Source organism: Leucobacter musarum subsp. musarum, from assembly GCF_001273845.1.
GTDB lineage: Bacteria > Actinomycetota > Actinomycetes > Actinomycetales > Microbacteriaceae > Leucobacter > Leucobacter musarum.
On sequence record NZ_JHBW01000065.1, the window covers coordinates 184,729 to 207,811 of the forward strand.

The window sequence follows — 23,083 nt, forward strand, 5'->3', positions numbered from 1 at the left end:
GGCCATGAGCATTCCGGCAATGCCGGGGTTCGATGCGAACCCCGGCGAGGAACCCGAAGACGATGAGATCACGATCTCGGCGAGCGCGTTGCGATCGCTCGGAGACCAGATGCAGCGCTTCCTCCTCGAGTACCGATTCGCGATGCAAGAGGTTGAGACGAAACTCGCAATTCTGCGCGAAGAGTTTCTGCACATGCACGAGTACAACCCCATCGAGCACGTATCGAGCCGCGTGAAGTCGGTCGACAGCCTCGTCGCAAAACTGGAGCGACGCGGTATCGGCACCGACTTCGACATCATCCGCACCGAGATCTACGACATCGCAGGAGTGCGTGTCACGTGCGCATTTATTCGCGATGTCTACCAGCTCTTCGATCTGCTGACTCAGCAAGATGACATCACCGTGCTCGAGGTCGAAGACTATATCGAGACGCCGAAACCCAACGGGTACAAGAGCCTGCACACGATCATCTCGGTGCCGGTCTACCTCTCAACGGGGCGAGTGGATGTGCCCGTCGAAGTGCAATTCCGCACGATCGCCATGGATTTCTGGGCCAGCCTCGAGCATAAGATCTACTACAAGTACGCACGCCAGGTGCCCGACACCCTCATTCGCGAACTCAAGCACGCCGCTGAGACCGCTGCAGAACTCGATACGCGCATGGAGCGACTGCACGTGCAGATGCACGGCGAACCGCCGTCTCAGGCGACGCCGCTCGAACTGCACCGCGTCGCCGAGCAGATCCACCGCGCCTAGCGGCGGCTCCCATTCAGCGCTTCACGCAGGGCGAACCCGGGAGTGGCGCGGCCGTGCGATCAGGAACGCGATCACTGCGATCGCTGCGGCGCACGTCATGACGATGCCGAGCGGCACTGCGGTGCGTTCGCCCGCAATACTCACGAGTGGTGAGGCGAGCGCGGCAAGACCGAACTGCAGTGCGCCGAGCAGAGCTGACGCGGAGCCTGCGGCACGCGGCACCGCCCCCAGGGCGAGCGCGGTCGAATTGCCGAGCACGAACCCGAGCGAAGCGACCACCACGAATACTGCCGCGGCAATGCTCCACGGCGTGATCGGGGCGATCGCACAGCAAACGACGGCCACGGAGCCGATCACGACGCTGCTGAGACCGAAGCTGATCAGGCGGTGGGGCGCAATGCGCCCCACCCATCGAGCCGAGATGGCGCTCGCCCCCATCAGGCCGAGCGCGTTGAGCCCGAACAGGAGCCCGTATTGCAGCTCCGAGACACCGATCAAGGATTGATACAGGAATGGAGACGCAGAGATATACGCCATCATCGCGGTGAATGCGCTGGCGAACGCGACGGTGTATCCGAGGTACTGGCGCGACAGTAGATCTCGCAACGGTGACCCGAGTGCTAGTTTTGCCTGGGCGAGTTCGGCGCGACGGGCGGGCGTCAGAGATTCACGCACGCCGAAGATGGCGGCGACCAGCATGATCGCGGCGATCCCGAGCACGATTGCGAGTACCCCGCGCCACCCCAGAGCGTCGGCGAACAGGCCGCCGACGAGCGGTGCGATGACCGGGGCGACACCGGTGACGATCATCATCAGGCTCATTGCGCGTGCGACCGCGGCGCCTCGCGCGAGATCTGAAATGATCGCTCGACTGAGTACCATGCCTGCCGCACCCGACATGCCCTGAAGCAGGCGTGCACCGATGAGCATGCCCAGCGAGGGCGCACACACCGCGCCGAGGCTTGAGGCCACCAGTACTGCTGCGCCGATGAGGAGCAACGGTCGACGACCGAAGCGATCGGAGAGCGGGCCGAACACGAGCTGACCGGCGGCGATTCCGAGGAGGAACGCGGTCAGCGTCAGCTGCACACCGGTCGGGGTCGCCTCGAACTCGCGCCCAATTGCAAGAAACGACGGAAGGTACAGGTCAGTCGCGAACGGTGCCACGGCAGACAGCAGCGCCAAGATGAGCAGGAGGCCGCCAGAGAGGGCCGGGGGGCGCTGCGGCGAGCCGACGGGCAATGCGGGCGGTACTGGTGCAGGGGGAGTGGACACGAATAGTTATTTTAACATAACCACTTTGGGTCACCGTACGATATGTGCATGGCCGCATCGCAGACCGACGCCGAGGCGCTCGCCGATATCGCCAGCGCAGTGCTCTCGTTGGCGCGAGAGATCGAGTTTCGCCACGCCCACGACGACTACATTCCACTGACGCAGACCGAACGGCTCGTGCTGGGCACGCTCGATCGGCAAGGCGAGAGCGCGCCGAGCGCACTTGCCGCGCAACTGGGCCTGCAGCGTTCAAATCTGAGCACGGCCCTGCGCGGATTGGAATCGAAAGGGTTGGTCGGGCGACGCCGCTCGGACCCGGATGGTCGAGGAGTGCTCGTGAGCTCGACGCCGCTCGCCGCCGAGAATCTGGCGCGATTGCGAGCGCGGTGGTCGCAGGTCATTGCATCGGTGGCTCCTGAAGACGTCGAGCCCTCGGATCTCGCGCGGCTCTTGAGCGGCATGGCACAGGCATTCGTGGACCGCCGACGCACGGGCGACTGAATCCGCATCCCACTCGTCGGCCGCGTATTGCCCGTGTCAGACCCACGGACGCCAACAAAACGCGGTAGCGTCGCAGGTATGGTGAGCGAACATCTGCCGGGCGGATCCGGCGGCGTGTGGCGAGTATCAGAGCCGGGGCAGGAAACCCGAGTGCACCGGCCGACTGGCCCGTGGACCCCGGCTGTGCACGCGCTCCTGGAATATCTGCGTGCCGCGGGGCTTGACGGCGTGCCTCGCGTACACGGCCTGGATGCGGACGGGCGCGAAGTGCTCGAGTATCTGCCCGGCGATACCCTCGACCCCGAGCGTGAGACGGTGTCGGACGCGGCGCTCGCCGCAGCCGTGAAGTGGTTGCGTCGGTATCACGATGTCGTGCAGGGCTTCCGGCCCGGTGCTCTCGAGTGGCGACAGGGGCTGCAACCGTTGCGCGACGACCAGGTCATCTGCCACAACGATCCGGGGCTCTACAACTGGGTCGTGAGCGATGGCGCATTCGCAGGCATGATCGATTGGGACCGGGCCGGTCCGGGCCGACCGATCGATGATCTCGCCTTTCTCTGCTGGTCAGGAGTTCCGCTGTTGCGCGAGACCCCGACGCACGATGCCGCACGACGGTTGAGAGTCGCGGCCGATGCCTACGGAGGCATCGACGTGGCGGAACTGCTGGATGCCGTCGATACGCGTATGGCGCTCATCTCGGAGCGTTGGAAAGCTGGTCTTGACCGGCGCGATCCCGGAACCATTGCGCTGCGCGATGCCGGCATCATGGGTCGCCATGAAGCGCGCGTCGCCGCATTCCGCGAGCGCAGCGAGCTGATTCGTCGTGAAACCTGCACAGTATCGCCGAGCACCGAGGAGACACCATGACCTTGTCCATCGCCGATGGCGGCATCGAGACCGCGCTCACCGATCGTCTCGGTCAGCACCTCCGAGAGTTCGCGGCATTCGAATTGCTCGATACAGCGGCGGGCAGGATCGCCCTCACCGAGTACTACGCACCCTTCATCGCAGTGGCGAGGCAGCACGCGTTGCCGCTCGTGCTCGACACCCCCACCTGGCGCGCGAACACCGACTGGGGCGAACGGCTCGGCTACCGTGCAGATGCGCTCGCACGGATCAACGCGGATGCCGTTGCCTTCGTGCGTGAGCTCGACGAGGAATCGCCCGTCGGTGCACCCGAGATCGTCGTCAACGGCTGTGTCGGGCCGCGGACCGATGAGTACGTGGCCGCGCAGCGCATGACGGCCGGGGAAGCGGAGGAATACCACGCCCCGCAGGTGCGCGCACTCGCGGAGGCGGGTGCCGACCGCGTGACCTCGGTGACCACCCTCGATGCTGTGGAAGGCATCGGGGTTGTGCGCGCCGCTCTTGCCGCGCGTGTGCCCGGTGCGGTGTCGTTCATCGTCGGTGCCGATGGCTTGCTCGCCGATGGCAGCACGCTCGATGCGGCAATCGCCGAGGTCGACGCGGCGACGGAGGGTGGAGCAGTCGGCTTTTTGGTGAACTGCGCGCACCCCGCGGAGGCCGCTCGAGCACTCGAACACGCGCACGGTGCGGCCGAACTCGAGCGATTGATCGGCTTTCGGCTGAATGCAGCTCGCGCGGGAACAGACTCTGCTGATTCAGCAGCAGACTTCGCCGCAGCTGAGATCGCACTCCGTAACGCTGCCCCGTCGGCGAACGTGTTCGGGGGGTGCTGCGGCACCGATGTCGACCACATCGCAGCGCTCGCAGCAGCGATGGGGGAGCGGCCAACCGCGGGTTGACACCGATCTTTCCGGCGGACGTGGTTAGGCTGTCGGCGTGAGTAAAGACCCATTCGAGGAACTCTTCGGCCCGGCGGACTCTGCAGAGCCTCCGACTGAGCCGCAGCCGGTTCCCGCGCGCCAGCGCCTCTCGTACGAGCAGGCGGAACGCGTGCGCACGGCGCAATTGTCCACTGAACCACGCGCCGCACGCTCGCAGAGCGGCGAAGCTCCGCGAGCGCTGCCTTGGATTGTCGTCGGCGTCGTCGCCGTCGTCGCGATCATCGTCTGCATCGTGTTGGTCAACATCGCGCGCGGAGGGCAGGCCTCCGAATCCCCGAAGCCGAGCAGCTCACCGTCGTCGACGCCGAGCGCCACCCCGACTCCGTCGGCGCCAGACGAAGACGATGCGGCCGATGCACAGGCCGACGCCGACGGCGACGACGCGGATGACCCGAACGCGGTTCCCGATGTCGAGGTTGGGCCGACGTCTCAACTCCAGATCACCCAGTGGAACGCGACGTCAGATCTGAGCCAGAAGTTCGGCCGCACCCAGTACTACATCGAGGGCGAGAACCTGCAGCTGCTGGAAAGCCCCCTCATCGCGTCACTGCCGGAGTCGTGCGCCGCGATGCGCACACAATGGGGCGCAACGCGCGGAGCCGATGGCACCTTCACGCTGATGAAGCCCGCGGAGAAGTGCGCGGCGGCACCCGAGGTCTATGACGAAATCTGGGGTCTGACCGACGCGTTCGTGAAGACCATCAAAGTCACCGCGTAGCGCCAGCAGTCGCCGCGTCAGCCTCCTGCTGGCGCGGCGAACAAGCCTGGCGCGAGCAGCACGGCGAGCGGATACCCCGCGAAACTGACGATATCGAGAATCCAGTGGGCGACGATCAGCGGGAGTGATCGACCCCAGCGCTGGTAGGCCCAGCCGAAGACCACCCCCATTACGACGTTGCCGATGAAGCCGCCGAAGCCCTGGTACAGGTGATAGCTGCCGCGGAGCAGCGCACTGGCGACGATCGTCGCCCAAGGACCCCACCCCAATCGCCGCAGTCGATCGAAGAGGTAGGCGACGACGATGAGTTCTTCGCCGAGTGCGGCGCGAAGTGCCTGCAGCACGAGCACCGGAACGGTCCACCAGGCGGCGTCGAGTGCGGTGGGAACAACGGTCGCATTGATGCCGATCTGCTTCGCGAACAGGTAGAACGCGATCCCCGGAATCCCGATGAGTGCCGCGAGGACGAACCCGCCGCCGACCTCCCGCGCCCACCACCCGCGGGCAGCGCCGGGAACGCGTCCGAACCCGAGTCGTGACAGGTGCGGGGTGCGATACGACCACAGCAGGAACACGACGAGCGCGATTGGGGCGAGCCCGAACGCGAACTGCAGCAACTGGTAGACGAGATCGAAGACCGGGCGATCCGACAGTGATCGATTGATCGTCGCCGTCTGCGTTGACAGTGCCGTGTCTCGGGTGAGCCGCTCGGTAATGGAGACAATCGCGTAGACCGCGGATGCTCCGAACGAGAGCGCGAGCACAATCGCGATCTCCCAGCGCAACCGGGTGCGAGATGCAGAAGCTGGCATGGCCACAGCGTACTGCGACCTCGCGAGACGAATGTTGGGAGCGCACAGTTCGAAGACTTTCGAATGGAAATCGGTGAGCGAACTCCTACAGAAATCGGTTACGAAGGCGTTACGCTCTGTCGATTTGTGCGCATCCGGTCTGACAGGTCGCTAGGCTGTGAACGACCATCGATTCTGTTGGACGTCCGTGAATAGAGACATTCGTGGTCATCCGGCAGACACTTTCAAGGAGGAAACCAGTGAAGCGATCACGGATCGGTTACGGGCTCATCGCCCTGGCCGCCGCAGGCGCCCTGGCGCTGTCCGGCTGCTCGTCGAGCGGCGGAAACAGCGGCGGCGGCGAAGCAGACAGCGCGGCCATCATCACGACGAACGGCTCGGAGCCGCAGAACCCGTTGATCGCCACCAACACCAATGAGGTCGGCGGTGGCAAGATCCTCGACCTGATCTTCGCAGGTCTGGTCTACTACGACGCAGAGGGCGCGGCGCACAACGATATCGCCGAGTCCATCGAGAGCGATGACGCGACGAACTACACCATCAAGATTCGCGACGACGCGACCTTCACCGATGGCACGCCCGTCAAGGCGGAGAATTTCGTCAAGGCGTGGAACTACGGCGCCAACGCCGAGAACACTCAGCTCAACAGCTACTTCTTCGAGGACATCGAGGGCTTCAGCTATGAAGAGAACGTCGCTGAGCTCTCGGGCCTCAAGGTCGTCGATGACACTACCTTCACGGTGAAGCTCAACAAGGCCGCATCGGACTTCCCGCTGCGCTTGGGCTACTCGGCGTTCTACCCGCTGCCCGACTCGGCATTCGACGACATGGACGCACAGGGCGAGAACCCCGTCGTCAACGGCCCGTACAAGCTGGCCGGCGATGACGCGTGGCAGCACGACGAGCAGATCGAGCTCGTCGTGAACGAGGACTACAACGGACCCCGCGTGCCGCAGAACGGTGGCGTGACCATCAAGTTCTACGCCACGCAGGATGCGTCGTACTCCGACCTCCTCGGCGGCAACGTCGACGTCATCGACCAGATCCCCGAGACCCAGCTCGCCAACTTCGAGTCTGATCTCGACGGCCGCTCGGTCAACCAGCCGGCAGCGATCTTCCAGTCCTTCACCATCCCGGAGCGCCTCGAGCACTTCTCGGGCGACGAGGGCAAGCTGCGCCGCCAGGCCATCTCGATGTCGATCAACCGCGAGCAGATCACGGACAAGATCTTCGAGGGCACCCGCACCCCGGCAAGCGACTTCACCTCGCCCGTCATCGACGGCTGGAGCGACTCGCTCGAGGGCGCAGACGTGCTGGCCTACAACCCCGACGAGGCGAAGAAGCTGTGGGCTGAAGCCGACGCGATCTCGCCGTGGTCGGGCACCTTCGAGATCGCTTACAACTCGGACGGTGGCCACCAGGCTTGGGTCGACGCGACGACAAACAGCATCGCATCGACGCTCGGCATCGACGCGGCAGGCAAGGCCTACCCGAAGTTCGACGTGCTGCGCGAAGAAGTGACGAACCGCACGATCCAGACCGCCTTCCGCACCGGTTGGCAGGCTGACTACCCGGGTCTGTTCAACTTCCTCGGGCCGTTGTACGCAACGAACGCCTCCTCGAACGACGGTGACTACTCGAACCCCGAGTTCGACAAGCTGCTGCAGGAGGGCTCGGTCGACACCGACATCGCTTCGGCGAACGAGAAGTTCCAGCAGGCTCAGGAGATCCTCCTCGAAGACCTGCCGGCCTTCCCGCTCTGGTACTCGAACGTGAACGGCGGCTACGGCGAGAACGTTCAGAACGTCGAGTTCGGTTGGAACTCGGTGCCGCTCTACTACGAGATCACCAAGAACTAACCACCCCGAAGTCGGAGGCCCCGGGCGCACTGCCCGGGGCCTCCGCGCTGGGCGGAGCGCTACCCGCGCACCGCCTGGACCCAGACCTGTAAACCGGAAACATCGACGTTCCCTGAGTTTGCATCGCAACACAACTGCGAGAGAATACGCGACATGTTCAACAATCAGATTCGGAGGAACGGCACATGCTGAGATACGTCCTCTTCCGACTGCTCCAGGTCATCCCAGTGCTGCTGGGCACGACCTTCCTCATCTACTTCATGGTCTTCGCCATGCCCGGCGACCCCATCCTCGCCATGTTCGGCGACAAGACGCCCGACCCCGCGGTTGTCGAGCGCCTCCGCGAGCAATACAACCTCGATCAGCCTTTCATCGTGCAGTACCTGCTCTACCTCAAGGGCGTGCTGATCGGAGACTTCGGTACCAGCCTGTCGGGTCAGTCGGTCTCGAGCATTCTGGAGCGCACCTTCCCGGTGACGATCAAGCTTGCGGCGATGGCCATCGTCATCGAGCTCGCGATCGCGATCACCGTCGGCCTCATCTCGGGTCTGCGCAAGGGCAAGCTGTTCGACAACGTCAACCTGATCATCGGTCTGCTCTTCATGAGCGTGCCGATCTTCGTGATCGCCTTCATCGCGCAGTGGGGCCTCGGCATCAAGCTTGGCTGGTTCCGCACGACCGTCGGTACCGGGGCGCCGGTGCAAGACCTGCTGCTTCCCGCGATCGTGCTGGGCTTCTCGCTCTACGCGACGAGCATGCGGCTCACGCGAGCGTCGGTGATTGACACGATGAACCAGGACTTCGTACGCACCGCGTACGCCAAGGGCCTGAGCCGCGGCCGCGTCATTCCGGTGCACGTGCTGCGCAACTCGCTGATCCCGACCATCACCAACACGGCCACCGACTTCGGTGTGCTCATGGTGGGCGCCACCGTCACCGAGGGCATCTTCAACGTGCCCGGTGTCGGCAACGCACTCTTCGGTGCGATCCTGAAGGGCGACAACCCGCTGGTCGTCTCCTTCGTCACGTTCATGGTGCTCATCTACCTCGGCGTCAACCTGGTCGTCGACCTGATGTACGCCGTACTCGACCCGAGGATTCGTTATGCCTGATCCGAAGAAACCGAACGTGGAGCATTTCGTCGCTCCGTTCGAAGAGACGCCGGTCGCCGCCGTCGATGCGGTGAAGATCGACGAGAAGAAGTCAAACCTGTGGCTCGACGCCTGGCGCGATATGCGCGGCCGTCCGATGTTCTGGATCTCCGCCGTCATCATCGTCGTCGTGCTCGCCGTCGCGCTGTTCCCGCAGTGGTTCACGCAGGTGGACCCCCGCGCCGCCGATCTCGCGATGTCGAAGGAGGGCCCGACCGCCGGGCACCTGCTCGGATTCACCGCGCAGGGTCAGGATGTGTTCGCGCGCATCATCTACGGCACCTCCACCTCGGTGTCCGTCGGCATCCTCGTCGTGCTGATCACGTTCGTGGTCGGTATCGTCGCGGGCTCGCTGGCCGGTTTCTTCGGGGGCTGGGTCGATACCGTGCTGTCGCGTCTCGGCGACATCTTCTTCTCGATTCCTTACATCCTCGCGGCGGTCATCGTCATGACGGTGTTCCAGGAGTACCGCAATCCTCTGGTGATCGCATTCGCGATCGGCGGCTTCTCGTGGCCGGTGTCCGCGCGTATTCTTCGCTCGGAGATTCTGCGAGTGCGCAACGCCGACTTTGTGATGGCATCAACGGCGCTCGGGCTCTCGAAGTTCAAGACGCTGATTCGCCACGTGCTGCCAAACTCGATCGCACCGCTGCTCGTCGTCACGACGCTGTCGCTCTCCGCGGCGATCGTCGCCGAGGCCGTGCTGTCGTTCCTGGGCGTCGGCCTGCCGCCGGCCGAGTACATCAGCTGGGGCAACGATATCTCCGCGGCACAGCGAGATCTGCGGAATGATCCGCAGCTGCTTCTCTGGCCGTCACTCGCGCTCGCGACCACCGTGCTCGGCTTCGTGCTGCTGGGCGAGGTCGTTCGCGATGCGCTCGATCCGAAGGCGAGGGCACAGCGATGAGCGAGCAGCAGCCACTCCTGAGCGTCCGCGACCTGAAGGTCGAGTTCGGCTCGAAGAAGGAGCGCCGCGAGGTGCTCCACGGCATCGGTTTCGATGTCTACCCCGGCGAGACCGTTGCGATCGTCGGCGAGTCCGGTTCGGGCAAGTCGACGACGATGCACGCCGTCATCAATCTGCTCCCGGGTACCGGTCAGGTCTCCGGCGGTTCTGTCACCTGGCAGGGGCGCGAGTTGGTGGGTATCGGCCGTCGCGACATGGAATCGATTCGCGGTCGCGAGATCGGTCTCGTGCCGCAAGATCCGATGTCGAACCTGAACCCGGTGTGGTCGATCGGCTTCCAGGTCGAAGAGGCGATTCGTGCGAATGGACTTGCCTCGGGCAAGAAGGAAGTTCGCGCGCGCGCCGTCGAGGTGCTCGAGCAGGCCGGTCTGCAGAACGCCGAGCAGCGCATGAAGCAGTACCCCCACCAGTTCTCGGGCGGTATGAAGCAGCGCGCGCTGATCGGCATCGGCCTCGCGGCGAACCCGCAGTTGCTGATCGCCGACGAGCCGACTTCGGCGCTCGACGTCACGGTGCAGCGGGTCGTACTCGATCACCTGCAGAAGCTGACGAACGAGCTCGGCACGGCCGTGGTCTTCATCACGCACGACCTCGGCCTCGCGGCCGAGCGCGCGGAGAAGCTCATCGTCATGTATCAGGGCAACATCGTCGAGTCGGGCCCGAGCCGCGAAATTCTCGAACGTCCGCAGCACCCGTACACGAAGCGTCTCGTGTCGGCGGCTCCGAGCCTTGCATCCCGCCGTATTGGCGATGATGCGACGCTTCCGACGGCGCCGACCGCGACTTTCGACCTCGCCGCACTCGCGGAGGAGTCGAAGCCGACGGTTAAGCACGGCGAAGCCATGATCGAGGTCAGTGATCTCGGCAAGGTGTACAAGCTGCGCAAGGGCAACTTCGGGTCGGAAGACTTCCACGCCGTATCGGGGGCGACGTTCACGGTCAATCGCGGCGAGACCATGGCCCTGGTGGGCGAGTCCGGTTCGGGCAAGTCCACGATCGCGAAGATGGTGCTGCAGCTCGAGCAGCCGTCGTCGGGCTCGGTGAAGATTGCGGGCAAGGAGACCCGCGGCATGTCGTCGCGCGAGCTCTTCGGCTTGCGACGCACGCTGCAGCCCGTGTTCCAGGATCCGTACGGGTCGCTCGATCCGCTGCATAACATCGGCAACACGATCATGGAGCCGCTCAAGATTCACAACGTGGGCGATGCGGCGAGCCGCAAGGCGCGCGTGCTGGAGCTGCTCGATCAGGTCGCGCTGCCGCGCGAACTGGCGACGCGGTACCCGAACGAGCTCTCAGGCGGTCAGCGTCAGCGCGTCGCCGTGGCTCGTGGTCTGGCACTCAAGCCCGACATTCTCGTGCTCGATGAAGCCGTTTCGGCGCTCGACGTGCTGGTGCAGGCGCAGATTCTCGATCTGCTCGCCGAACTGCAGCGCGACCTCGGGTTGACGTATCTGTTCATCACGCACGATCTTGCGGTCGTGCGCCTCATCGCGGATCGCGTCTGCGTGATGCAGCAGGGGCGCATCGTGGAGCAGGCCACCACCGATGAGGTGTTCGAGAACCCTCGCGAGGAGTACACGAAGAACTTGCTCGCGGCTATCCCGGGCGCGCATATCGAGCTCGGTCTCGAGGCGTAACCTCTCGCACGCAGACGCCCCCGATTGTCCGGAATGCCGGACAGTCGGGGGCGTCGCTGCGTTGTCGGGGGCTCCCGGTCACGATGGGATAGAGGCACGCGGATTTCCCGCAGACTGCACACGAAAGGTCCAATGATGGCACTTCCCGGCGCACGCCCCGTCCGATCACCCCGCGGCACCGAACTCTCGGCGAAGAGCTGGCAGACGGAGGCTCCGCTGCGCATGCTCATGAACAATCTCGATCCCGAGGTCGCCGAGCGCCCCGATGATCTGGTCGTCTACGGCGGCACGGGGCGTGCGGCGCGCAGCTGGGAGGCCTTCGATGCGATCGTCGATACGCTGCGCGATCTCGAAGAAGACGAGACCCTGCTGGTGCAGTCGGGCAAGCCGGTCGGCGTCTTCCGCACCAACGTGTGGGCACCCCGCGTGCTGATCGCGAACTCGAACCTCGTGGGCGATTGGGCGACCTGGCCCGAGTTCCGCAAGCTCGAAGCCGAGGGGCTGATGATGTACGGCCAGATGACGGCGGGGTCGTGGATCTACATCGGCACGCAGGGCATTCTGCAGGGCACGTACGAGACGTTCGCGGCGGCAGGGCGCAAGCTGCAGGGGCAGGGGCGGATCGCCGCTGCCGCAGACAAGGGGCCGCTCGCGGGCACGATCACCCTGACGGGCGGCTGCGGTGGCATGGGCGGCGCGCAGCCGCTCGCCGTGACCCTGAATGACGGCGCCTGCCTCATCGTCGACGTCGATCGCACCCGCCTGGAGCGTCGCGTCGGCAAGCGGTATCTCGACGAAGTGGTCGATGATCTTGATGAGGCGCTGGCGAAGGTGCAGCAGGCGAAAGACGAGCAGCGCGGCTGGTCGGTGGGTCTGGTCGGCAACGCCGCCAAGGTGTTCCCGGAGATCCTGCGCCGGCACCAGTCAGGCGAGGTCGTGATCGATCTCGTGACCGACCAGACGTCGGCGCATGATCCGCTGTCGTACCTGCCGATCGGCTACCACGTCGACGAGCGGCTCGCGCGGGCCGATGCCGACCCGGAGCAGTTCACGGCGGACGCGCAGGCGGCGATGGCCCAGCACGTGCGGGCCATGGTCGAGTTCCAGGATGCGGGTGCCGAGGTCTTCGATTACGGCAATTCCATCCGCGATGAGGCACGCAAGGGCGGCTACGACCGTGCGTTCGAATTCCCGGGTTTCGTGCCGGCATACATTCGTCCGCTGTTCTGCGAGGGGCTCGGGCCGTTCCGCTGGGCCGCGCTGTCGGGCGATCCCGAAGACATCCGCGTCACCGACGCGGCGCTCAAGGAGCTGTTCCCCGAGAACACGCACCTGCACAACTGGCTCGACGCTGCGGCCGAGCGGGTCGAGTTCGAGGGTCTGCCGGCGCGCATCTGCTGGCTCGGGTACGGCGAGCGCGCTCGCGCGGCGGTGCGCTTCAACGAGCTGGTCGCGGAGGGCAAGTTGTCGGCACCGATCGTCATCGGTCGCGACCACCTCGATTCGGGGTCGGTGGCGTCGCCGTATCGTGAGACCGAGGCGATGGCTGACGGTTCTGACGCGATCTCCGACTGGCCGCTGCTCAACGCGCTGACCGCGGCGTCGTCGGGGGCGACGTGGGTGTCGCTGCATCACGGCGGCGGGGTCGGAATCGGCCGTTCGCAGCACTCGGGGCAGGTATCGGTTGCTGATGGCACCCCGCTGGCTGCGGAGAAGCTGCAGCGTCTGCTCACGAACGACCCGGGCATGGGCGTGATACGTCACGTCGATGCCGGTTACCAGCGTGCGGTCGACGTGGCGCAGGAGCGCGGGGTCCGTGTTCCGGTGGCACCCGTGATTCGCAACACCGATACGGCCTGGTGATCCGATGACTCACGTGACGCGCAGCCTGCTCATCGACAACATCGGCGAGCTGACGACGAACGACGATGCCCATGGCGGTCGCATGCGCGATGCGGCGGTGGTGGTCGAGCAGGATCGCGTCGCGTGGGTCGGGCCGTCGTCGCAGGCGCCGTCAGCCGACGAGCGCCTCGACGCCGCCGGTCGCGCAGTTTTGCCGGGGTGGGTGGATTCGCACACGCACCTCGTGTTCGCCGGTGACCGGACCGCCGAGTTCGAGGCCCGAATGGCGGGGGAGTCGTACGCGGCCGGCGGCATCAACGTGACGGTCTCGGCGACGCGTGCGGCGTCGGACGCCGAGCTCGAGGCGAACCTCGAACGGCTCGTCGCGGAGGCGCGGCAGGGCGGCACCACGACGATGGAGACGAAGACCGGGTATGGGTTGACCGTCGCCGACGAGGTGCGCTCGGCGCAGATTGCGGGGCGCCACGTCGACGCGGTCACTTTTCTGGGGGCGCACGTGGTTCCCGCCGGATCGGATCCGGAATCGTACCTCGATCTCGTGACGGGACCGATGCTCGAAGCCGTGGCCCCGCACGTCAGTGCGGTCGACGTGTTCTGCGAGACCGGCGCCTTCGATGAGGCGGCAAGTCGTCGCGTACTCGACGCCGCCGGCCGAGCCGGCCTCGCGACGCGCGTGCACGGCAATCAGTTGGGCCACGGCCCGGGGGTGCGCGTTGCGGTCGATGCGGGATCGCTGAGCGTCGATCACCTCGGCTTTCTGAGCGAGGGCGACGTCGCGGCGCTCGCCGGTTCGTGGGGTGATTGGCGCGGTGGCGTCGGTCGCCGCGGCACGGTCGCGACGGTGCTGCCCGCCTGTGATCTCTCGACGCGCATGCCGCTGGCTCCCGCGCGTGAACTGCTCGATGCCGGTGCAGTGGTCGCGATCGCCTCGAACGCGAACCCGGGCACGTCGTACACGAGCTCGATGGCGTTCTGTGTCGCCACGGCGGTGCTGCAGATGCGGCTGACGATCCAGGAGGCCGTGCGGGCGGCGACACTCGGCGGTGCGTTGGCGCTGGGCATGGAACGCGATGGGTGGCACGACGCTGCCGGGGTGGCCCAGGGGGCCGTCGGCATGGTGCGACCCGGCGCGCGCGCCGACCTGCAGATGCTCGCCGCGCCGTCGGTGACGCACCTCGCGTACCGGCCGGGGATGCCGCTCGTCGATGCCGTGTGGCGGGCGGGCGCGCGCATCGTCTGAGAGCGCTACTTTGCGGACCCCTCAATACAGAGTGTTGAGGGGTCCAGTGCGACCTGCCAGACAGATTTACCGTTCCGTTACTGCTTCGTGATGACGCGTCGCTAGGCTGCGGAGTACGAAACCGGGAGCATCCACACCGACGTGATGCGCACTGCCCGGTGAGTGAGAGGGAAAGCATTGAAGAAGACGATGATGTCTGCGGCCGCTCTGATGGGCGCAGCACTGCTGTTCACCGGTTGCGCCACCAGCAGCACGACCGGCGGTTCCGGTGGCGACAGCGGTGGGGGCGGTGGCGAGATCACCGTCGGTACGACTGATAAGGTCACCTCGCTCGACCCGGCGGGCTCGTACGACAACGGCTCGTTCGCGGTCATGAACCAGGTCTACCCGTTCCTGCTCAACAGTGTGTACGGCACCGCGGAGGTCACCCCCGATATTGCTGAGTCGGCCGAGTTCACCTCGCCCACCGAATACACGGTGAAGCTCAAGTCGGGGCTGAAGTTCGCGAACGGCAACGACCTCACGTCGAGCGACGTCAAGTTCTCGTTCGATCGCCAGGTCGCGATCAACGACCCGAACGGCCCCGCATCGCTGCTCGGCAACCTCGACAAGGTCGAGGCGCCTGATGACACGACCGTGGTGTTCACGCTGAAGAACGGCGACGACCAAGTCTGGCCGCTGATTCTCTCGAGCCCCGCCGCCCCGATCGTCGACGAGGACGTGTTCTCGGCCGACTCGGTCACGAGCGACGACGACATCGTGAAGGGCAAGGCGTTCGCCGGCCAGTACGAGATCACCTCGTACAAGCTCAACGAGCTCATCGCCTACGCGCCCTACGACGGCTATCAGGGCAATCTCGGTGCAGCCGAGAACGACGGCGTGAACGTGAAGTACTACGCCGACGCGTCGAACTTGAAGCTCGACATCGCGGGCGGCGCGATCGATGTGGCCTTCCGCTCGTTGTCGGCCACCGACAACGACGAACTCGCGAAGAACGACAAGGTGAAGCTCGTCGAGGGCCCCGGCGGCGAAACCCGCTACATCGTCTTCAACTTCAACACGATGCCGTACGGCGCGACGACGGCCGACGCCGACCCGGCGAAAGCCCAGGCTGTGCGCCAGGCCGCGGCCGACCTTGTCGATCGCGCGGCGATCGCGAAGGACGTCTACAAGGACACGTACAGCCCGCTGTACTCGTTCGTGCCCGAGGGGCTGCCCGGTGCGACCGAGCCGCTGAAGGAGCTCTACGGTGACGGCGACGGCGGCCCCGACGTCGAGAAGGCGAAGAAGGCACTCGCCGATGCGGGTGTCGAGACGCCGGTGCAGCTCAGCCTGCAGTACAACGGCGACCACTACGGCCCGTCGTCGGGTGACGAGTACGCACAGGTGAAGACGCAGCTGGAGCAGGACGGCCTTTTCGCGGTCAACCTGCAGCAGACCGAGTGGGTGCAGTACAGCAAGGATCGCACCGCAGACGTGTACCCGGCGTACCAGCTCGGCTGGTTCCCCGACTACTCGGATGCCGACAACTACCTGTCGCCGTTCTTCCTCAAGGAGAACTTCCTCGGCAACCACTACGACAATGCCGAGGTCAACGACCTGATCGTCGAGCAGCAGACCGAGACCGACCAGGCCAAGCGTCTTGAGGATCTGGGCAAGATCCAGGAGCTCGTCGCGAACGATCTGTCGACGCTGCCGCTGCTCCAGGGCAAGCAGGTGGCCTACACGGGCACTTCGGTCGAGGGCACGACCCTCGACGCGTCGTTCAAGTTCCGGTACGCCCCCATCACCAAGTAGCGATCGTCAGGGCAGCGGGCTCCACCCTCGGGTTGGGGCCCGTTGCCGTGATCGACGCGAACAGGCTTCACTCATGACTGCTCCCGCATCTGTCGTCGCGGCGCGACGCGCTCCGACCGGGGGAGGGCTCGGGCGCTACGTGCTCATCCGGCTCCTCCTCATCATCCCCACGGTGTTCATTCTCGTCACCGTCGTCTTCTTCCTCATGCGCCTCACCGGCGACCCGATCACGGCGGCGCTCGGCGGCCGGCTGCCCGCCGACCAGCTCGCGGCGCGTGTACACGAGGCCGGGTACGACCGGCCACTGATCGTGCAGTACCTCGACTACCTGGGCGGTATCTTCCGCGGTGATTTCGGCACCACGATCACCGATCACCGCCCCGTGATCGAGATCCTGCTGCAGTACGGCTCGGCCACGCTCGAACTCGCCTTCTACGCGCTCATCGTCGCGTTCGTCATCAGCATTCCGCTCGGCCTCATCGCTGCCTACCGCCGCGACCGCTGGCAAGACGCGGTGCTGCGCATTATGGCGATTCTGGCGTATGCGACCCCGATCTTCTTCGTCGGGCTGCTGCTGAAACTCGTGTTCTCCGTGTGGCTCGGGGTGCTCCCCGTGGCCGGGCGCGCGGGCACGCGCACCGAACTCGTGATGGGCGGGGTCGATTCGCCGACGGGCATCTATCTGCTCGATGCGATTCGTTTGGGCGATCCGGCACTCATCGGTGATGTGCTGCAGCACGCGATTCTGCCCGCCATCGCGCTCGGTCTGCTCACCGCCGGCGTCTTCCTGCGCCTCATCCGCACGAACGTGATTGGCACCTTCGGGCAGCAGTACGTCACCAGCGGCCGGTCGCGCGGTGTGAGCGAGTACCGTCTGCTCACCAAGCACGCGTTCCGACCCGCGCTCATTCCGATCATCACCGTCATGGGCATGCAGGTCGCGATGCTGCTCGCCGGTGCGGTGCTGACCGAGACGACATTCGAGTGGAAGGGGCTCGGCTTCATGCTCGCCGAGTATCTGAAGGCTCGTGACTTCGTGGCGGTGCAGGGCATCGTTGTCATGATCGCCGTCATTGTCGCGGTCACGAACTTCATCGTGGACCTCGTCGCTGCGGCCGTCGACCCGAGGGTGAGGTACTGATCATGTCCATGCGAGATCTTCCGACCCCCACGACCGAGGCACTGTCGGTGCCGGTGCCGAAGCGGCGCCTGCGCGAACGTCTCCCCGTCGTATCCCATCTGCGTCAGAGTGTGGGACTGCAGCGCGGCATGCTGATCACGGGGCTCGCGCTCACGGTGGTTTTCGTGCTGCTCGCGCTGCTGGCGCCGCTGATCGCGCCCTACGGTTGGGCACAGCAATCGATCGACGGCGTCGCCTTCGGTACCCAGCAAGCCCCGAACGCGACCAACCTGCTCGGCACCACGGTGTCGGGGTTCGACGTGCTGTCTCGAGTGATCTGGGGCGCTCAGACGGCGCTCTTCGTCATCGCCGCCGCGATCCTGTGCTCGATCTTCATCGGTATCGCGCTCGGGCTCGTCTCCGGCTACTTCGGCGGCTGGCTCGATCGCGTGCTCGTCGTGCTCTCCGACGCGATCTACGCGTTCCCGTCGCTGCTGCTCGCGATCGTGATGTCGATCGTGATCAGCCGAGGCCAGTCGACGCTGTTCGGCGGCATCGCGGCGACCGCGATCTCGATCACGGTGGTGTTCGTGCCGCAATACTTCCGCGTGATTCGCGCCGAGGTGGTGCGGGTGCGCTCCGAGCCGTTCGTCGAGGCCGCACGGGTCATCGGCGTGCCGACCGGGCGCATTCTCGTGCGCCACGTGCTCCGCAACTCGGTGCGCTCGCTGCCCGTCGTCGTCACGCTCAACGCGTCGGAGGCGCTGCTGACCCTCGCGGGTCTCGGCTTCCTCGGCTTCGGCATCGAGGCCACCTCGGCGGCCGAGTGGGGGTACGACCTCAACCGTTCGGTCGCCGACGTGACGAGCGGCATCTGGTGGACGAGCGTCTTCCCCGGCCTCGCCATCGTGCTCGTGGTGCTCGGCATCACGCTCGTCGGTGAAAGCCTCAACGATCTGTCCGATCCGCGCCTGCGACAGCGGCGTCGACTGAAGGGGGTGGCCCGATGAACCGCATCGCAGAAATCACCGACCTGCGGGTCACGTTCGCCACGGATGGCGCCCCGGTCGAGGCCGTGAAGGGCATTTCGATCGCCGCGAACGCGGGCGAGGTGCTCGCGATCGTGGGCGAGTCGGGATCGGGCAAGACCGTCACCGCGAACGCGCTGCTCGGCCTGCTCCCCGAGACTGCGACGCTTGAGGGTGCACTGATCGTGCGCTCACGCAGCGGCGCCGAGATCGACGTCGTACGCGCGAGCCACGCGGAGCTGCGCGCAATGCGCGGCGACGACGCGGCGATGGTGTTCCAGGAGCCGTCGACGGCGCTGAACCCGGTGTACCCCGTCGGGTGGCAGATCACCGAGGGCCTCCGTGCGCACCGACAGATCGGCAAGAAAGAGGCGCGAGCCGAGGCGATCGACATTCTGCGTCGCGTCGGCATTCCCGACCCTGAGCGCCGCGTCGACGAGTACCCGCACCAGTTCTCGGGTGGTCAGAAGCAGCGCATCGTCATCGCGATGGCACTGGTGCTGAACGCGGGGCTGATCGTCGCCGACGAGCCGACGACCGCGCTCGATGTGACGGTGCAGGCCGAGATCCTCGACTTGCTGCGCGTCTGCCGCGACGAGTTCGGGGCGACGATCGTGCTCATCACCCACAACATGGGTGTCGTCGCCGACCTCGCCGATCGCGTTGTGGTCATGTACCAGGGCGACATCGTCGAGGAGGCGCCGGTCGCCGAACTGTTTGCGTCACCGCGCGAGCAGTACACCCGCGATCTGTTGGCCGCGGTGCCGCACGTCGGTCACGGCAAGTCGCGCACACAGCCACGGCCAGAGCCGGGCGACGCTGAGACGCCGCGCGAAACGACGGGCCACGTCATCGTCGCCGAGGGCGCGCAGATCGGGTACCCGTCGCGCTTCGGCCGCGGGGCGACCGTCGCCGTGCACGGGGTCGACTTCTCAGTCGCTCCGGGCGAGGTCGTGGGGCTCGTGGGCGAGTCCGGATCGGGCAAGACGACGATCGGACGCGCCGTCGTGGGCCTGACCAAGGTCGTCGACGGGTCGCTGCGCGTGCTCGGGCACGAGATGCGCGACGCGAAGCCGCGCTCGCTCGCCCCGTTGCGGCCCGATATCGGCTTCGTGTTCCAAGACCCGGCGACCAGCTTCAATCCGCTGCTCTCGATCTCCGAGTGCATCGCGGAGCCCCTCATCGTGCACGGTCGCGCGAGCAGCCCCGCTGCGGCTCGGGCGCGAGTGAACGAGCTGCTCGATGCGGTGCGTCTACCCGCGACGTTCGGAGACCGCTTCCCGCACGAGCTGTCGGGCGGTCAGCGCCAGCGCGCCTCGCTGGCGCGTGCGCTCGCGCTCGACCCGAAGCTGCTCATTGCCGACGAGCCGACGAGCGCACTCGACGTGTCGGTGCAGGCGACGGTGCTCGAGCTCTTCGTGCAGCTGCAGGCGGAGCTCGGGTTCGCGTCGCTGTTCATCAGCCACGACCTCGCGGTCATCGATGCGGTGTCCGACCGCATCATCGTGCTGCAGCAGGGACGCATCATGGAGCAGGGCAGCACCGCGCAGGTGCTGGGCCGCCCCACCAACGCCTACACCCGCGAACTGCTGGCCGCGATTCCGGTACCGGATCCGGCCGAGCAAGCGAAGCGACGAGAGGCCTCGCGGGCGCTGCGCGCCAGCTGAGAAAGGGGCGCACATAGCCGTCGCGCGCGGGGTTCGGGAGCAGTCCTCCCACCCCGCGCGCGATTCGGCGTGAACACGCCGGTTGATCCGCTAAAATAGTGCGTCGGCGTTTTTCGGTGCCACCGCGGGGTGAACCCGCTCCGTGGCCGGCATCCCGCCGTGCCGACACAACCTCGTCTCGTTAGGACTCCACCTTTATGGCTCTCGCCACTCGCGAAGACCTCCGCAACGTTGCCATCGTCGCACACGTCGACCACGGCAAGACCACGCTCGTCGATGCCATGCTGCGTCAGACCAACTCCTTCGACGCGCACGCCGACGTCGACGATCGAGTCATGGACTCGAACGATCTCGAGCGCGAAAAGGGCATCACCATTCTGGCCAAGAACACGGCCATCACCTATGAGGGTGCGCACGCCAACGGCACCCCCATCGTCATCAACGTGGTCGATACGCCGGGTCACGCCGACTTCGGCGGCGAGGTCGAGCGCGCACTGTCGATGGTCGACGGCGTCGTGCTGCTCGTCGATGCTTCTGAGGGTCCGCTGCCCCAGACCCGCTTCGTGCTGCGCAAGGCGCTCGAGTCGAAGCTCCCCGTGATTCTCGCGGTCAACAAGACCGACCGCCCCGACTCGCGCATCGAAGAGGTCGAGGGCGAGGCGCAGGATCTGCTGCTCGGCCTCGCATCGGACCTGTCGGAAGATCACCCTGACATCGACGTCGACGCCGTGCTCAACGTGCCGACCGTCTACCTCTCGGGTCGCGCCGGCGCCGCGTCGCACGATCGCCCCGTCGATGGCGAGCTGCCGAACAACCCGGATCTGGAGCCTCTCTTCCAGACCATCCTCGAGCGCGTGCCGGCTCCGCAGTACGACACCGACTTCCCGCTGCAGGCGCACGTGACGAACCTCGATTCGTCGCCGTTCCTCGGTCGTATCGCGCTGCTGCGCGTGCACCACGGCTGGATCAAGAAGGGCGAAACCGTCGCCTGGGTGCAGCACGACGGCACCGTGCAGAACGTGCGCGTCACCGAGCTCATGCTCACCAAGGCGCTCACCCGCTACCCGGCCGAGAAGGCGGGCCCCGGCGATATCGTCGCCATCGCGGGTATCGAGAACATCACCATCGGTGAGACCATCGCCGACGCCGAAGATGTGCGGCCGCTGCCGACCATCACGGTTGATGATCCCGCCATCTCGATGACCATCGGTGCGAACACCTCGCCGCTCGTCGGCAAGGTGAAGGGCCACAAGCTCACCGCCCGCATGATCAAAGACCGCCTCGATCGCGAGCTCATCGGTAACGTGTCGCTGCGCGTGCTCGACGTGGGCCGCCCCGACGCGTGGGAGGTGCAGGGCCGCGGCGAGCTGGCTCTCGCCATCCTCGTCGAGAACATGCGCCGCGAGGGCTTCGAACTCACCGTCGGCAAGCCCCAGGTGGTCACCAAGGAGGTCAACGGCAAGAAGCACGAGCCGTTCGAGCACCTCACCATCGACACCCCCGAAGAGCACCTCGGTGCGATCACGCAGCTGCTCGCAGCGCGCAAGGGGCGCATGGAGAACATGGTGAACAACGGCACCGGCTGGGTGCGCATGGAGTTCATCGTGCCGTCGCGCGGCCTCATCGGCTTCCGCTCGGAGTTCATGACCATCACCCGCGGCACCGGCATCGCAAACGCGATCTCGCACGGCTACGACGAGTGGGCGGGCGTCATCACGACCCGCAACAACGGCTCGATCGTCTCCGACCGCTCGGGTGTCGTCACGCCCTTCGCGATGATCAACCTGCAGGAGCGCATGAGCTTCTTCGTCGCTCCGACCGAAGAGGTCTACGAGGGCATGGTCATCGGTGAGAACTCGCGCTCCGAAGACATGGACGTGAACATCACCAAGGAGAAGAAGCTGACGAACATGCGTTCGGCATCGGCTGATTCCTTCGAGTCGATGACGCCCCCGCGCAAGCTCACCCTTGAGGAGTGCCTCGAGTTCGCCCGCGAAGACGAGTGCGTCGAGGTCACCCCCGAGATCGTGCGCATCCGCAAGGTCGAGCTCGCCGCGAGCCTGCGCGCACGCTCGGCATCGCGTCAGAAGAACCAGAAGTAACGTTTTTCGTTCACCCGCAGGCCCCGGATCGCGCAGCGCGCGGCTCGGGGCCTGCGGCGTTTCTGCGGGGGCCTGGGGCGGGTGACGCGGCTTCGGAGCGTCGGCCTGGTGAGCGGGCGTAGGATCGGGCCATGTCGATCATTCACCGCACCACTCTGAGCCCGTCGAAGTACGAATTGCTTGCGGCCTGGCTGCCGTCGCAGCCTTGGTTCGGGGGCGATGCTGCGCAGCTGGAGCCGGTTGGCGCCTACCGATTCGACGACCCCGAGGGCGAGGTCGGTCTCGAGGGGCACGTGTTCACCGCGGGCGACGAGACGGCGTACCACCTGGCGCTGAGCTACCGCGGCGCACCGCTCGACGACGCTGAAGAGTTTCTCGTCGGCACCACGGAGCACGGGGTGCTCGGCACCAGGTGGGTGTACGCGGCGATCGGCGACCCGGTGTTCCGCGCGGTGCTCGGTGCAGCGATCGTGCGGGGCGAAACAGGGAGCCGGGAGTACACGCAGGACGCAGACGGCGCGACCGCGGAGCGCGAGCCCACCGTACGTGTGCGCGGTACAGGAAACGACGACGGAGCGGGCCCCGAGCTCGCCGCCGTGCGGTTGACGACTGAGGGTGCCGTGAGCATCGCCGAGACCGAGTTCGCGACCCTCGCGGTGTACCACGTTGTCGCCCTCGACGCCGGGGGAGACCCAGCGGGTACGCTCACGCTGCGCGGCGAGTGGGTGGGGGCGGTCGACGCGTTGCTCGCGTCGCTGCGCGTGTAGGCGCCGCACACGGC

General features: G+C 66.0%; 19 protein-coding genes. 17 read left to right on the forward strand and 2 right to left on the reverse strand.

What is annotated here, in order from left to right; translation table 11 throughout:
- Positions 1-19 precede the first annotated feature (19 nt).
- A complete protein-coding gene (locus tag CH42_RS03740) occupies positions 20-757 on the forward strand; it encodes a GTP pyrophosphokinase (protein ID WP_053351861.1) in 738 nt (245 codons plus the stop codon).
- A 21-nt stretch (positions 758-778) separates the two neighbouring features.
- Here CH42_RS03740 and CH42_RS03745 read toward each other — a convergent pair whose 3' ends face one another.
- Positions 779-2,032 carry a multidrug effflux MFS transporter gene (locus CH42_RS03745; RefSeq protein WP_082309278.1) on the reverse strand — a complete coding sequence of 418 codons (1,254 nt, stop codon included), beginning with the start codon at positions 2,030-2,032 and terminating at the stop codon, positions 779-781.
- A gap of 48 nt (positions 2,033-2,080) precedes the next feature.
- On the opposite strand from CH42_RS03745, the gene CH42_RS03750 reads away from it, so the two are divergent.
- The 4 genes from CH42_RS03750 to CH42_RS03765 all read left to right on the forward strand — a co-directional run bounded on the left by CH42_RS03750 (position 2,081) and on the right by CH42_RS03765 (position 5,059).
- Positions 2,081-2,533 (forward strand): MarR family winged helix-turn-helix transcriptional regulator, encoded by a 453-nt coding sequence (locus CH42_RS03750; RefSeq protein ID WP_053351863.1) that lies wholly within the window; start codon positions 2,081-2,083, stop codon positions 2,531-2,533.
- Positions 2,534-2,611: 78 nt separating this feature from the next.
- Positions 2,612-3,400, forward strand: a complete 789-nt coding sequence (locus CH42_RS03755; RefSeq protein ID WP_053351864.1) for a phosphotransferase — start codon at positions 2,612-2,614, stop codon at positions 3,398-3,400.
- Complete coding sequence (locus CH42_RS03760) at positions 3,397-4,299, forward strand: homocysteine S-methyltransferase family protein (protein WP_053351865.1); 903 nt, start codon at positions 3,397-3,399, stop codon at positions 4,297-4,299. Before CH42_RS03755 ends, CH42_RS03760 begins: the two co-directional genes overlap by 4 nt.
- A gap of 37 nt (positions 4,300-4,336) precedes the next feature.
- Positions 4,337-5,059, forward strand: coding sequence for a hypothetical protein (locus CH42_RS03765; protein WP_053351866.1), 723 nt, complete (start codon positions 4,337-4,339; stop codon positions 5,057-5,059).
- Between the two features lie 17 nt (positions 5,060-5,076).
- Here the strand turns inward: CH42_RS03765 and CH42_RS03770 are convergent, their stop codons facing one another.
- Positions 5,077-5,871, reverse strand: coding sequence for a CPBP family intramembrane glutamic endopeptidase (locus tag CH42_RS03770; protein WP_053351867.1), 795 nt, complete (start codon positions 5,869-5,871; stop codon positions 5,077-5,079).
- Positions 5,872-6,110: 239 nt separating this feature from the next.
- Between CH42_RS03770 and CH42_RS03775 the strand changes: the two genes are divergently transcribed.
- From CH42_RS03775 to CH42_RS03830, 12 genes are all read left to right on the forward strand, one after another.
- On the forward strand, positions 6,111-7,730 hold the full coding sequence (locus CH42_RS03775) for a peptide ABC transporter substrate-binding protein (RefSeq protein WP_053351868.1): 1,620 nt from the start codon (positions 6,111-6,113) through the stop codon (positions 7,728-7,730).
- Between the two features lie 185 nt (positions 7,731-7,915).
- Positions 7,916-8,842 (forward strand): ABC transporter permease, encoded by a 927-nt coding sequence (locus tag CH42_RS03780; protein ID WP_053351869.1) that lies wholly within the window; start codon positions 7,916-7,918, stop codon positions 8,840-8,842.
- The gene (locus CH42_RS03785) at positions 8,835-9,788 is read left to right on the forward strand and encodes an ABC transporter permease (RefSeq protein ID WP_053351870.1); all 954 of its coding nucleotides are present in this window, start codon (positions 8,835-8,837) and stop codon (positions 9,786-9,788) included. Before CH42_RS03780 ends, CH42_RS03785 begins: the two co-directional genes overlap by 8 nt.
- Positions 9,785-11,485 carry a dipeptide ABC transporter ATP-binding protein gene (locus CH42_RS03790; RefSeq protein WP_053351871.1) on the forward strand — a complete coding sequence of 567 codons (1,701 nt, stop codon included), beginning with the start codon at positions 9,785-9,787 and terminating at the stop codon, positions 11,483-11,485. The genes CH42_RS03785 and CH42_RS03790 overlap by 4 nt, the downstream gene beginning before the upstream one ends.
- A gap of 135 nt (positions 11,486-11,620) precedes the next feature.
- Positions 11,621-13,348, forward strand: coding sequence for a urocanate hydratase (hutU, locus tag CH42_RS03795; protein WP_053352047.1), 1,728 nt, complete (start codon positions 11,621-11,623; stop codon positions 13,346-13,348).
- A gap of 4 nt (positions 13,349-13,352) precedes the next feature.
- Positions 13,353-14,588, forward strand: a complete 1,236-nt coding sequence (hutI, locus tag CH42_RS03800) for an imidazolonepropionase (RefSeq protein WP_053351872.1) — start codon at positions 13,353-13,355, stop codon at positions 14,586-14,588.
- Positions 14,589-14,780: 192 nt separating this feature from the next.
- Positions 14,781-16,385, forward strand: coding sequence for an ABC transporter substrate-binding protein (locus CH42_RS03805; RefSeq protein ID WP_053352048.1), 1,605 nt, complete (start codon positions 14,781-14,783; stop codon positions 16,383-16,385).
- Positions 16,386-16,458: 73 nt separating this feature from the next.
- Positions 16,459-17,526, forward strand: coding sequence for an ABC transporter permease (locus tag CH42_RS03810; RefSeq protein WP_053351873.1), 1,068 nt, complete (start codon positions 16,459-16,461; stop codon positions 17,524-17,526).
- 2 nt (positions 17,527-17,528) lie between these two features.
- Positions 17,529-18,515 carry an ABC transporter permease gene (locus CH42_RS03815; RefSeq protein ID WP_053351874.1) on the forward strand — a complete coding sequence of 329 codons (987 nt, stop codon included), beginning with the start codon at positions 17,529-17,531 and terminating at the stop codon, positions 18,513-18,515.
- Positions 18,512-20,200: a dipeptide ABC transporter ATP-binding protein gene (locus CH42_RS03820; protein WP_053351875.1), complete on the forward strand. Its 1,689-nt coding sequence runs from the start codon at positions 18,512-18,514 to the stop codon at positions 20,198-20,200. The genes CH42_RS03815 and CH42_RS03820 overlap by 4 nt, the downstream gene beginning before the upstream one ends.
- Before the next feature lie 197 nt (positions 20,201-20,397).
- The gene (gene typA / locus CH42_RS03825) at positions 20,398-22,302 is read left to right on the forward strand and encodes a translational GTPase TypA (protein ID WP_053351876.1); all 1,905 of its coding nucleotides are present in this window, start codon (positions 20,398-20,400) and stop codon (positions 22,300-22,302) included.
- A gap of 131 nt (positions 22,303-22,433) precedes the next feature.
- Positions 22,434-23,069, forward strand: a complete 636-nt coding sequence (locus CH42_RS03830) for a CG0192-related protein (protein ID WP_053351877.1) — start codon at positions 22,434-22,436, stop codon at positions 23,067-23,069.
- The last annotated feature ends 14 nt before the right edge of the window (positions 23,070-23,083 follow it).